This is a genomic window from Bacteroides sp. 2201st1_D9_2201SCRN_220225, assembly GCF_040928965.1.
In the GTDB taxonomy this organism is placed as follows: Bacteria; Bacteroidota; Bacteroidia; order Bacteroidales; family Bacteroidaceae; genus Bacteroides; species Bacteroides stercoris.
Window position 1 is genome coordinate 67,944 of the sequence record NZ_JBCODG010000015.1, and the last position, 12,441, is coordinate 80,384.

General features: G+C 34.3%; 13 protein-coding genes. All 13 read left to right on the plus strand.

The window, feature by feature from the left end:
* Nucleotides 1-2: 2 nt before the first annotated feature.
* The 13 genes from aepY to AB5903_RS07085 all read left to right on the plus strand — a co-directional run bounded on the left by aepY (nt 3) and on the right by AB5903_RS07085 (nt 12,305).
* Nucleotides 3-1,136, plus strand: coding sequence for a phosphonopyruvate decarboxylase (aepY, locus tag AB5903_RS07025; protein WP_005653689.1), 1,134 nt, complete (start codon nt 3-5; stop codon nt 1,134-1,136).
* Nucleotides 1,129-1,872, plus strand: a complete 744-nt coding sequence (locus AB5903_RS07030) for a metallophosphoesterase (protein ID WP_005653691.1) — start codon at nt 1,129-1,131, stop codon at nt 1,870-1,872. Before aepY ends, AB5903_RS07030 begins: the two co-directional genes overlap by 8 nt.
* A gap of 7 nt (nt 1,873-1,879) precedes the next feature.
* Nucleotides 1,880-2,878 (plus strand): NAD(P)-dependent oxidoreductase, encoded by a 999-nt coding sequence (locus AB5903_RS07035; protein ID WP_034536326.1) that lies wholly within the window; start codon nt 1,880-1,882, stop codon nt 2,876-2,878.
* Entirely contained in the window at nt 2,875-3,639 is a 765-nt protein-coding gene (locus AB5903_RS07040; protein ID WP_016662911.1) for a DUF6564 domain-containing protein, read from the plus strand. Before AB5903_RS07035 ends, AB5903_RS07040 begins: the two co-directional genes overlap by 4 nt.
* Nucleotides 3,623-4,807 (plus strand): hypothetical protein, encoded by a 1,185-nt coding sequence (locus AB5903_RS07045; RefSeq protein WP_005653697.1) that lies wholly within the window; start codon nt 3,623-3,625, stop codon nt 4,805-4,807. Before AB5903_RS07040 ends, AB5903_RS07045 begins: the two co-directional genes overlap by 17 nt.
* 1 nt (nt 4,808) lies before the next feature.
* Nucleotides 4,809-6,266 carry a lipopolysaccharide biosynthesis protein gene (locus tag AB5903_RS07050; RefSeq protein WP_005653699.1) on the plus strand — a complete coding sequence of 486 codons (1,458 nt, stop codon included), beginning with the start codon at nt 4,809-4,811 and terminating at the stop codon, nt 6,264-6,266.
* On the plus strand, nt 6,247-7,356 hold the full coding sequence (locus AB5903_RS07055) for a hypothetical protein (RefSeq protein ID WP_005653701.1): 1,110 nt from the start codon (nt 6,247-6,249) through the stop codon (nt 7,354-7,356). The genes AB5903_RS07050 and AB5903_RS07055 overlap by 20 nt, the downstream gene beginning before the upstream one ends.
* A 78-nt stretch (nt 7,357-7,434) precedes the next feature.
* A complete protein-coding gene (locus tag AB5903_RS07060) occupies nt 7,435-8,124 on the plus strand; it encodes a LicD family protein (protein WP_258998388.1) in 690 nt (229 codons plus the stop codon).
* A 7-nt stretch (nt 8,125-8,131) separates the two neighbouring features.
* Nucleotides 8,132-9,091: a glycosyltransferase gene (locus tag AB5903_RS07065; protein ID WP_005653706.1), complete on the plus strand. Its 960-nt coding sequence runs from the start codon at nt 8,132-8,134 to the stop codon at nt 9,089-9,091.
* A gap of 36 nt (nt 9,092-9,127) precedes the next feature.
* The gene (locus tag AB5903_RS07070) at nt 9,128-10,180 is read left to right on the plus strand and encodes an EpsG family protein (protein ID WP_005653708.1); all 1,053 of its coding nucleotides are present in this window, start codon (nt 9,128-9,130) and stop codon (nt 10,178-10,180) included.
* Between the two features lie 12 nt (nt 10,181-10,192).
* Nucleotides 10,193-11,164: a glycosyltransferase family 2 protein gene (locus tag AB5903_RS07075; protein WP_195658019.1), complete on the plus strand. Its 972-nt coding sequence runs from the start codon at nt 10,193-10,195 to the stop codon at nt 11,162-11,164.
* Nucleotides 11,165-11,190: 26 nt separating this feature from the next.
* Nucleotides 11,191-12,015, plus strand: coding sequence for a glycosyltransferase family 2 protein (locus tag AB5903_RS07080; RefSeq protein ID WP_368117712.1), 825 nt, complete (start codon nt 11,191-11,193; stop codon nt 12,013-12,015).
* A gap of 68 nt (nt 12,016-12,083) precedes the next feature.
* On the plus strand, nt 12,084-12,305 hold the full coding sequence (locus tag AB5903_RS07085; RefSeq protein ID WP_270315087.1) for a hypothetical protein: 222 nt from the start codon (nt 12,084-12,086) through the stop codon (nt 12,303-12,305).
* The last annotated feature ends 136 nt before the right edge of the window (nt 12,306-12,441 follow it).

A 12,441-nucleotide genomic window follows, 5' to 3' on the forward strand; every position in this document is an offset into this window, starting at 1 on the left:
GTATGCTGAATGTCGAGAAAGTCTTTAATCTTTTTCTTGCCCACGGTGTAGATTTTTTTACCGGGGTTCCCGATTCTTTGTTGAAGAACATTTGCGCTTATATTACAGATCATGCTTCTGCTGGCAAACATATCATTGCCGCCAATGAAGGTACTGCTGTTGGTATTGCTGCAGGATATTATATGGCTTCCGGTAAACTACCTTTGGTGTATATGCAAAACTCAGGTTTGGGTAATACGGTGAATCCGCTATTGTCTCTTGCCGATGAAAAAGTTTACAGTCTTCCTATTTTATTAATGGTTGGCTGGCGCGGTGAGCCTGGAACAAAAGATGAACCTCAGCATAAAAAGCAAGGTGAGGTTACTTTGGATTTATTGGAAGCTATGAAAATTCCCTATATCATTCTTGACATGGATGAAGATGAAGCATTGGCTCAGATTCATGAAGTTATTGTGTCTGCTTATGAGAAATCTGTTCCTCATGCCATAGTGGTCCGTAAAGATACTTTTGATAAATATAAACTTCAGAAAAAGCAGAACAATGTTTATCCTTTATCTCGCGAAGATGCATTGAAGCTGGTTATAGATCATTTACACGAAACAGATATTGTCGTTTCTACTACAGGCAAGCTCTCACGTGAATTGTTTGAATACCGTGAGGTCAAAGGACATGGACACAGTCGTGATTTTCTTACTGTAGGCTCTATGGGACACAGTTCTTCTATCGCTTTGGGAATTGCTTTAAAACATCCCGAGCGTAAAGTTTACTGTCTAGACGGTGATGGTGCTTTTATTATGCATATGGGCGCTATTAGTAATATTGGCAGTCTTTCTCCTGCTAATTATTATCATATTCTTTTTAATAATGGTGCTCACGAATCTGTTGGGGGGCAGCCTACATTGGGTTTCCAACTTGATATTCCTGCAATAGCAAGAGCCTGTGGCTATCGTCATGCATTTTCTGTCACTTCAGAGTCTGAAATACAGGAAGCTTTACAACATTTACAATTGTTAGATGGTCCCGTACTGCTTGAGTTGAAGGTAAAGATTGATTCTCGTACAGATTTAGGTCGTCCTACTACTACCACACTGGAAAACAAGGAATGTTTCATGGAATTCCTCTCGCATAATGAATAAAGATAAATTTGTTATATTATCCGATATTCACGCAAATTTAACAGCGCTAAAAGCTGTCTTGTCTGACATTCAAGCACAGGGATATTTGCCGGATGCAGTTGTTATATTAGGGGATATCATTAACTACGGGATGCGTCCCAATGAAGTGATTTCAGAATTAGAGAAACTTTCCTACCCTGTAGTTGTAAATCTGATGGGAAATCACGAAAAGGCTTTGCTTGATGGTGATTTGAGCCATTTTTCTACGGAACGTGGTAAACAAATGCTTCAATATACTTCTTCTATTCTGAGCGAAGCCTCTCTTTTATACATAAAAGAAAATATGATTTCAACAGGATTACATGCAATAGAGTGTCAGGGCAAGCATCTATTGTTTCTTCATGGGAGTATAAATGATGTTTTTTGGGGAAAATTAGGACCTGATGCCTTTTCCAATATTTATTATCGTAATTATGACTATGTTTTTTCGGGGCATACCCATCTTCCTCATAATATGTCATGTTTTTATCCGGATGAATGTCCTCGCTTGCGTAATAAGAAAAAAACAGTTTTCATAAATCCCGGTTCTGTAGGACAACCACGCAATCAAAATCCTTGTGCCCAATATGTTTATTTTGAACTATCGACAGGCAAGGTACATTATAATGCGGTAAAGTACGATGTTGAAGCAGAATATCGACTATATCCGGATTTTTTGGATGTGTTTTATAAGGAACGTTTAATTCTTGGAGTTTAAATTGGATATGAAGAATTTATATGTAATAAGCGGCGTTACCGGTATGACCGGTAATGAACTTGCCCGTCAACTTTTGAATGACGGGCATACTGTTATTGGCTTTGACAACTTTTTTGCAAGTTCTATAGATGCTGTGCAAGATATTGTGAACAATAAGAATTTTCTTTTCTATGAGTATGATTTGAATAATGTGGAGCAAATGTCTGAAATATCTCGTTTAGTCGGGAGGATTCAGCAGGATTATGCAAGGACTATATATATTAATTGTGCGGCCGTAGTACATACAGAACATTTTTATGAGGTTGAGCATACATTTACAACAAATGTCGTATCCATGCGCTCTTTTTTGCAACAGGCAATTTCTGTACATGCCGATACTTATATCAATTGTTCTACTTCGGAAGTTTATTCCATGCAATCCTGGAATGAATGCGGTGGAGTAAAGGAAGATGATTTTTTGCTGCTTGCCACAGCTGAGCACAGTCAGAGAACCAGCTATGCCGTAGGGAAATTACTTACCGAATTCTTTATGAAAGATGCGGTGGATAAAGGGCTGATAAAAGGTTGTTCCATTCGTTTTGCCAATGTTTATAGTAATCATGAGCGTTTTGCCAAACACATAATTCCTCATATCATAGATAGTTTATCGAAAACCGGTGAGGTTATATTATTAGAAAATTCAAAAAAGAATATGCGTTCTTTCCTGCATAATATAGATAGCTGTCGTGCAGTTTTAGAGTTGATGGCTTCTACCTCTGCATTGGACGGTACAGTTTATAATGTAGCTACGGATGAAGAAGTTTCAATTATTGATTTAGTGAAGCTGATAGCCGATAAGTTGAATATTGCCGAACCTATAATAAAGTTTGAGGGGTATCGCGCTTCTGATCCGGAACGTAGGATATTGGATACTGATAAAATTCGCAAACGTACAAACTGGAAACCTGTAGTTTCATTATCGGAGGGGTTGGATATGTGTGTACAAAATCTTTCTAAATACAGATGAAAGCTTTAATAATAACAGTAGCGGGCACAGCTACCCGATTCAATAAGGATACTTCTCGAGATACCTTGAAGTGTCTTTATTTTCAGGAAAATCCTCGATACTCATTGCTTTATCAGATTTTGGATAAAGCCCGTAGTCTTGACAAATATATAATTGTAGGCGGATATTTGTTTGAAGAACTGTCCGCTTTTATAAATTGTAATTTGCAGGAATTCAAAGATAAGATAGAGTTGGTCTATAATTCTCATTATGAAGATTACGGATCGGGATATAGTTTGATAAAAGGAATAGAGGCTGTTCCATCGGAATGTGATGAAGTAATATTTGTGGAAGGAGATCTGTTTTATGATGGAGGTAGCTTCGAACAGGTTATTTCTTCAAACAACAATGTTATTACAGCTAACCGTGAATTTATTACTTCCCGAAAATCCGTCGTTTTATATGTAGATATGAACGGTCATATACATTATCTTTATGATACCAAGCATTTGTCGTTAGAGATTGCAGAACCGTTTCAAGCCATATATAATTCGGCACAAATCTGGAAGTTCCTTTCTGTCGAGAGATTATCAGGAGTCATAAGAAACCTGACTCCAACCCAAATTCGTGGTACTAATCTTGAAATTATTCAAGGTTATTTTGGAAGTTTACCTTTAGATACTATGCAGTTTGTCCCTGTTGATACATGGTATAATTGTAATACTGTATCTGATTATAATATTGTTTATTCATTAATAAAACAACATGAAATCAATAAATGAGAAATTGGCTTTGCTACAGGCCAAAATGAAAACTGATACTCCCGTAACTATTATGATAATAGGCTTGGGCAGTGTAGGAGTGTACTTGTTAGATTATTTGATAAGCCTGTCTGACAAGCGCTTGCACATAGTGGTTGCAGGTCGTAATGCAGAGAAAATGCAGAAGGATGTCAATATTGTGAGAACGGCAGCTGCTATTCGCGGTCAGTTACGAAGCAAGATAGATGTGGAGGCAGATTGTAATTTGGAAGACGTTTCATCTATAGCATTATGTTTAGACAAATGGCATCCTGATTTTATAATTAATAGTAGCCGTGTTTATTCGGGGTTAAAGTATGGAAGCCTTTCTTGGAATAATTTGCGTGCTTATGGAATTTGGACTCCTTTGTCCATTCGTTATGCCCGTAATATTATGAAAGCGTATGAAGCGGCAGACTGCAATGCTATATCTATAAATACTTCTTATTCAGATGCCGTAATTCCTTGGCTGAAATCAGCAGGGAATGCCTATTTTGATTTTGGAAGCGGTAATTTGAATCATTTGATTCCGAGAATGAAATTTTACATTGCTGATAAATATGGAATAGAGAATCTGAATGAGATTGATATTACATTGTGCGTAAGTCATTTTCATGATGTTGTGATTAGTAAGGAAGGGCATTCCGAAGGGGTTGATATATTGTTGGATGTTCGCTATCGGGGTGATTCTCTGCCTATAGATAAGGATGCTTTATTAAAAGCTTGTATGATTCCTATGCCTGTTGACCAAAAGCGTAATATGATGAATGCTTCCAGTAATTTCAATATCATATATTCCATATTGGATGCTATTTCTAATAAAAAGAAGGTGAAAATTCATACTCCTGGAGTAAACGGTGAAATAGGTGGTTATCCCTATATAATTGATGCTACCGGTTCGGTAGCAACGTCATATTTTGACACATCTATCTTTTCTATGGAAAAGATGCGTATGATTAATAGAGAGTCTATTTATCTGGATGGAGTTGCGGATATAAAAGAAGGTAATCTTTATTATACACCGGAATTGGTGGAAAAAGTGAAGAACGTTTGGGGTAAAGATTTGCCGTTAGAGGTTCATTTTAATGATATTGATGAAGTAGGACAATATATTATTGACAATATAATAAAGCCAGCTACTAACTGTTGATATGTCAGAGGGAGAGGGAAGGAAAACGGCATCAGGAGTTCTATGGAGTGCAATAGAACGTTTCTCTGTGCAAGCAATCCAATTGATTTTAAGTGTCATCATAGCTCGTTTGGTTCAGCCATCGGATTATGGTTTGATTGCTATGCTTTCTATTTTTATGGCTATAGCTCAGACTTTTATTGATTGTGGCTTTTCTAATGCTTTGATACATAAACAACAACGGACGAATATTGATTATTCTACAGCTTTTTATTTTAATGTTTTAATAGGAGTTGTTGTGTATGCAATATTATATGTAAGTTCCCCTTTTATAGCCTCATTTTATAGTGAGCCAAGGCTTGAATTACTAACTAAAGTTATCAGTTTGAATTTAATAATTAATTCATTATCGATAGTTCAGATTACGAAACTAACGGTAGATATGAATTTTAAATTGCAAGCTATTATTTCTTTGGCAGCTGTTGTTGTAAGTGGTGGAGTTGGTGTTTATTTGGCTTATACAGGTTATGGGGTATGGACTTTAGTGGTTCAAACTTTGCTTAACAATATGCTAAATGTTGTTCTACTATGGTGTTGTGTCAGATGGTTTCCTTTGTTATCTTTTTCTTTGAAATCTTTTAAAGAGTTGTTTAATTTTGGTTCTAAACTATTGCTGTCAGGATTATTGGAAACTATATATACCAATCTGTATACATTGGTTATTGGTAAAAAATTCTCGGCAGACCAGGTCGGCTTTTACAATAGGGCTTTCGTCTTTTCTCAATTACCGTCATATAATATAACTTTCATTATAAATAGGGTTATTTATCCTTTATTGTGTGCTCAGCAGGAAAAACCGGAAATATTGAAGCAACATTACATACATTATTTAAGATTGACTTGCTTGCTGATATTTTCTTTAATGATTGGGTTATGCTGTTTGGCCGACCCGATTATAAATATAGTTTTAACAGATAGGTGGAGTCCTGCTGCTGTGTTATTGCAGTTGTTATGTATTGCCTATATGTGGTATCCTGTGATAAACTTCAACTATTTAGTATTGAATGCAGTAGGACGTACGGATTATGTTTTGAAATCCGAAGTTTTAAAAAAAATCAATTCTGTAGCTGTATTGCTGTTAACCATTCCATTGGGGATAAAAGCTATGTGTGCAGGAATTGCAGTAAGTTTACTTTTCAATGTTTTTGTCGGTATGTTTTTCACCTCTAAGGTTATATCTCTGTCTATGCGAGAACAGTGGAAAGAGTTGCTGCCGGTTTTAACGATTTCAGTATCAATGGGTATATTTATATATGGAGTGGGATTGCTAATAGATAATGCATATGCAAAAGTGGCGATAGAGATTCCTATAGCTGTGCTTTTTGTATTGGCAGGATTATTCATATTTAAATTTAGAGAAAGTATTATATTGGTAAATTACAGCAAAAAAATAATCTGTTATGTCAAAAGTAGAAGATAATAATTGGGTATTCGAAGAAAAGGAAGAAAAAGATTATTCCGTTGAAATTTCATCTTTTGACAGGGTAAAACCTGTCGGGGTTTCAGGATTATTAAGAATCAAGAATGACGCGGATTTTGTTGCTGAGAGTATAGATTCCTGCATTGAGGCATTGGATGAGCTGGTGATAACATATCAGGATAGCGTAGATAATACATTGGACATAATCCTTCAAAAGAAGAAACAATATCCCGATAAGATTAGAATATATTATTATAAGCCTAAAATCTTGTCTCATGAGTTATCTGATGCGGATTATGAACTTGCTACCAGCTATTCTATGGACTCAGTGCATTTGTTAGCCAATTATTATAACTATACTTTATCTAAGGCACAATATCGTTATGCAATGAAGATTGATGCAGATCAGATATACTTTACAGATAAACTCAAGGCTTTTTGTGATTTGTATCGGTGTAAGGAGAAGGTTGCTATCTCGTTGAGTGAAAATATATCATATCAATACTATTTCTTTTTGATACGTCTTTTTGCTAAGCTCCCGTTTTTGTTTAACCGTTTTGTCGCTCCGCTTTTTTTCCCTGAAAAGTTGATGACTATGGTTGAACGTTATACAAAAAAGAAGATACAAAATGATAAGGTTATATCCTCTTTTTCTGGTCTGAATATTTTCAAATCGACTCGGATAGGAGTGGCAGCGGGTACATATGATAATGGAGTACAACCACCAATCAATGGTTCTGGCGATCATTTGATTTTCCCAATATCTGGTAAGACTTATTATCAGCCTTTATATGAAAAGGATTTAAACCGAATAGTAGAGATAATGAGAAGCTCTGAAAAAATATATTGGGGAGGATTTCTTTGGTTTCATTTACACGCCATGAGAAAAAATTACCGTAAGGAAAGATACGAACTGTATTGTAAGAATATGATTGAGTTCAATGAATTATTAAACACAAATTTTCTGTCTCTTGAAAAAAAGTACGGTTTCATAATTTCCGGTTTTATGCGCCCTGTTATCTATTCATTTCTCATTGCAGATAAAAATGATTTGAAGAAATATATATCCGATTTAAAAAACAGAATATAGAGATTCTAAAAACATTAGAAACATTAATTTTAAAGTAAAGAAAATATGCGCTTTTTTATAACCAAAACTCTTTTTTATTTGAAAAAGTGTTATCTGTTTAAGATAATGCTTGAACCTTTCTTAAGTTATCACCGAAAATTAGTAATAGCTGAAGAGAAGGTAAAGTTCCTTGAAAACTCGGATGTTGTTTTTAATACAGTTATTCAGCTTCTTAAAAAGAATGGAATACATGTTTGGCTTGACTTTGGGACTTTATTGGGGGCTTATCGTGATTCTGACTTTATAAAAAATGATTTTGATATGGATTTTGGAGCATTTGGTACTGATTATGATAAAATAAAAACACTTATGCAGGAAAACGGCTTCACTTCTGTACGAGAATTTTTTATTGCAGGGCATGAATATGGGAGGGAATTGACCTATAGATATAAGGATGTCAATTTTGATTTCTTTTTTTATTATAAAAAAGATGATACAGACAATCTATATACATATACTTTCAGTTGTCCACCAAATATTTTATTGGAAAAAGGTATTGAGTTACCGGCTATTGTGGCAGAGATAAAAACGCCGTGTAAGGGATTTACTGAGATGAATTTTAAAAATACCATTGTGCAAATACCGGCAAATACAGATGAGTACTTGAAGGCTAATTATGGTGAAGGCTATATGACTCCAGATCCTAATTTTAATTATGTAACAGACTCTCCCAATCTAACTTGGTATTCTCAAGAAGAAATATCGGCTAAGTGTATAATATATAATTAAATATTCAATGGAATTATCTATTGTCATTCCTATATACAATGTAGAGGCATATATAGGCCGATGTTTGGATAGTGTTTCTAAAATTTTTGGCTTGGGTTTAGCTTGTGAGGTAATAATAGTCAATGATGGAACGCCTGATGGAAGTATGGCTATAGTAGAAGACTATGCAAAAAAATATCCTCACATAAAGATTATAAACCAAGATAATCAAGGCCTGGGTGAAGCAAGAAATGTCGGTTTACGGCACGCTTGTGGAGAATATGTTTATTTTTTGGATAGTGATGATACTATTAAAGCTGAGAATTTGGTTACTCTTTTTCGTAGTGGGTACAATTCTCTTCCAGATGTTCTTGTAGGCAATTATTCTAATATTGTAGAGGGCGAAAACAGGCATTATCTACCTGCTATAATCGAGGAGCAAAGTCGTGTTTATACCGGTGAAGATTATTTTAACCGGTATTACGTAAAATCTATCAATATTTTGGTTGTACAAGGTATTTATAAAAAGAGTTTTCTGCTGGATAATAACCTTTTTTTTACAAAAGGTATTTTTTTTGAAGATGTAAATTGGATGCCTAAAATGTTATTGCATGCTAATGCTATATATTATAAAAACATCTGTATTTATAATTACTACTTGAGGCAAGGCTCTATTATTCGTTCGGAATATACGTTGAAGAAATTTCATGATATATTGTTTATAGCGGAGGACTTGTTAAAATTGAGTAGTAAAAAACTTCGTAGGAAGACTCAAAAAAACATAGGATATTTGGCCATTGTCGGGACAAGTGTTTCGATAGGAAGAATTCTAAAAGACAATAGCCTGACTGTTTCTGACAGGAAAAGCATTGATAGAATTTTCGGATGGGATACCTGCCATTATTTTTATATTCATATATATCTGTGGTTTTATAAAGCTTTTCCTGTTTGGGTTCAAAAAGTTCTGAAATCAAAATATAGTAATTAAAAAAATATCGGTCAATACGATTGCTCTTTATAGAAAATGTTTTCATTTTTGATTTATAATATCATATTATTAAATTCTATTGCTTGTGGATATATTGCAGAATTCAGCAACAATAGGAGTCATCGCATATTGGCTCGTTGGTTATTTTTCTTTACTTTATTTGTTCCTGCTGCAATAAGATACGAGGTTGGTTATGATTATGGGAATTATTCAGAAATATACAATAATTTGGTTGATGCCTATATTGATGAACCAGGTTTTTTGTTGTTGCAAAATTCGGCCCGTTATCTTGATTTAGAGACACAATGGATTTTTATATTGACCTCTTTCGTAATGTATTTTCCTATATCTTTTTGTATTGGGAGAAAAAGCTTTTTTCTAATAAGTTCTTTTTATACTCTGTATGTATATATTGATAGTTTATCTTTTGTTCGTCAATTTTTGGCTGTAACATTCTTAATATGTGCGTTATATTATTATTTATATTCAGACAATAAACTTAAGACATATTTATACGGTATCTCATCCTTGTTATTTCATTTCTCTGCGTTATTTGCATTACTCACTTATCCTTTTAAGAAATTCAAACTAGGCAAGCCGATTTATATCTATGGACTGATATTTATTTTTTATATACTTGTTGTTAAATTTAACTTTATTAATGTGATTTTCACAGTTGCAATGCTATTGATACCCCGTTACGGAGGTTATATGAATACAGACTGGAATTCGGAGGTTGAAATAGGCAGTGGCTTGGGAGTCCTAATTCGACTGTCAATACCTTTTGTTATATTCTTTTTCAGAAAGAAACTATTGGAACAGAATCCTAAAAATCTGTATCTTATATTATTAAATTTAGTTTATGTAATTGTCAATATTCTGACTATAAAGGTACAGATCTTCGGACGTTTAAATACTTTATTCCTCTTTGTGGCTTTGTTCAATATGGCAGCTTTGTATCAGTTGGATTCGAAATATAGGAAACTGGTGGTCTTTTCATTATTTTTATTGTCTGTTTTCTTCTTTGAACGAAATATATTGAATGTGTACCCATACCAGACTATTTTCGGACAATTACTTATTCATTAAAGATTTATTAAAATGCATCCTTTTTTTTCCGTTATAATCCCTTGCTATAACTCTTCCAATTTGATGCAGCGTTGCCTTGCTTCATTGGAAAAGCAAATATTTGCAGACTTTGAGGTTATTTTTATTGACGATTGTTCCACAGACAATACTTATGATTTTTTGCGGACCTTTTGTGAACAGACCAAATTAAATACTCATTTGATACGAATGGAGAAGAATGGTGGTCCGGGTAAGGCAAGAGAAGCGGGAGTTCTTGCCGCTAAAGGAGCATACGTAACATTTATGGATAGTGACGACTGGTATGAAAAATGCTTTTTGGAGAATATTTATCAAAAGCTGTCAACAGATGATTATGATATGATTTTTTTCGACTTTTATCGGAATTATAAAAGTGGTAAAAAGAAGCATATACAGTGTACCCGCTTTTTGGATGAAGCGCGTTCCATTAAAGATTATGTAGCTATAGCTTTTGATTCTTTGTGTGCACTTGTCGTAAAATCGGACATTATAAAGAAAATCAAGTTACCCTCGTTATATAACTCGGAGGATGCAGCAGCCGTTCCATTATTAATATCTTTATCACATAAAGTTACATATATTCCTACTCCGTTTTATAATTATCTATATCGTGAACAGTCTCTTTCCACTTCTCAAAACAAACGTATTTATCAAGGTTTTGTAGATGCTTTTACTTTCATATATGAAAATGTTTCGGTTGAGTTTGAAGAAGAAAAAACATATAGAGGTATTCATTTGGTTTTATACGGTGCTGTATTTAAGGCAATAGATGCAGGAGTAAATGAAAAAGTTGTTAAGGACATTATATGCAGTTTTGAAAGAAAAATACCTCAGTGGTATGAAAATAAATATATAAAGCTTTTACCATTAAGAAAACGTTGCTTTTTATATTTATTGAGAAAACGCCGTTTTTATATGCTACATCTGTACGTTACAATGCAAAGATTACTTTTAAATTTAAAATAACAAATACATTTATATTCTGAAAACTAATGATAACTTCCTCTATTGTTCTTTATAAGACAGCAAAAGATGAATTGAATACGGTTGTTTCCAGTGTATTGGATAGCTGTATTTCCTTTCTCTATCTGATAGATAACTCCCCTAATAGGGAACTGGAAAGTTTTGTCGCAAAATTTGATAAAAAGAGAGTTTTTTATGTCTTTAACGACCGGAATCTGGGATACGGTGCAGGGCATAACATCGCCATTCGCGAAGCTATAAGGAAAAATGCTTGTTATCATATTGTTTTAAATCCTGATATAAAGTTTAAGGCTGATGCTGTCACGAAAATTTGTGAATACATGAATCATAACCCCGATGTGGGGCAGGTTATGCCCAAAATCCTTTATTCAGACGGTAACATCCAGTATCTATGTAAGTTGTTGCCTTCTCCAATGGATTTGTTTGGGAGACGTTTTATTCCTATAAAGAAATATAAGGAGAAACGTGCTTATAAATATGAATTGCATGCTATGGGGTATGACAAAATAATGGAGATTCCGGTGCTGTCCGGATGCTTCATGTTTATGCGAGTAGATGTTTTAAAAAAGGTAGGTGGTTTTGATGAACGTTTTTTTATGTATTCTGAGGATGTTGATTTATGCCGTAGAATAGGAGAGGTGTCTAAAACAATGTTCTATCCTATGGCATCTGTGTATCATGGATATGAAAAAGGCTCTTATAAAAGTTGGAAATTATTGAAATATCATATTTGCTCTGCTATTCAATATTTTAATAAGTGGGGATGGGTATTTGATAAAAAAAGAATACTGAGAAACAAAGAATGTCTGGATGCTTTGTCGCAAAAGAAATAGAAAAGAAAAACGTATAGGCTTGTTTATCTGAATAATAACCGTATCTTTGCGAAAAAACACACAGAGCCATGAGTGAAGCGAAAACCTATAAAAAACAAGAAGTATCGGAAGATTATGTAGCCGAACCAATGGCAATGAAATACTCTACGGTGGCGGAATATGCAGGCTATTTGAATGATGATATTCTTGTGGACGCCATAAAATATACGCAAACGGCCCGTGAAAAGGGGCAGATGATTCCGAACGGGGAAGTGTATGGTTTGTTGGCCGGGAGAATGGGATGGAAGTAGTTTTTGAGGAGAGCTGAAATAGATTCAAAAAGTATTCAAGAAAGACTCAAAAAATATTCAAGAAAGGGTCGTATCATCACTCCCCAAACGGAGTTTGATACGACCCTTTCATGTTGTTATAGCTACAATCCGTAAC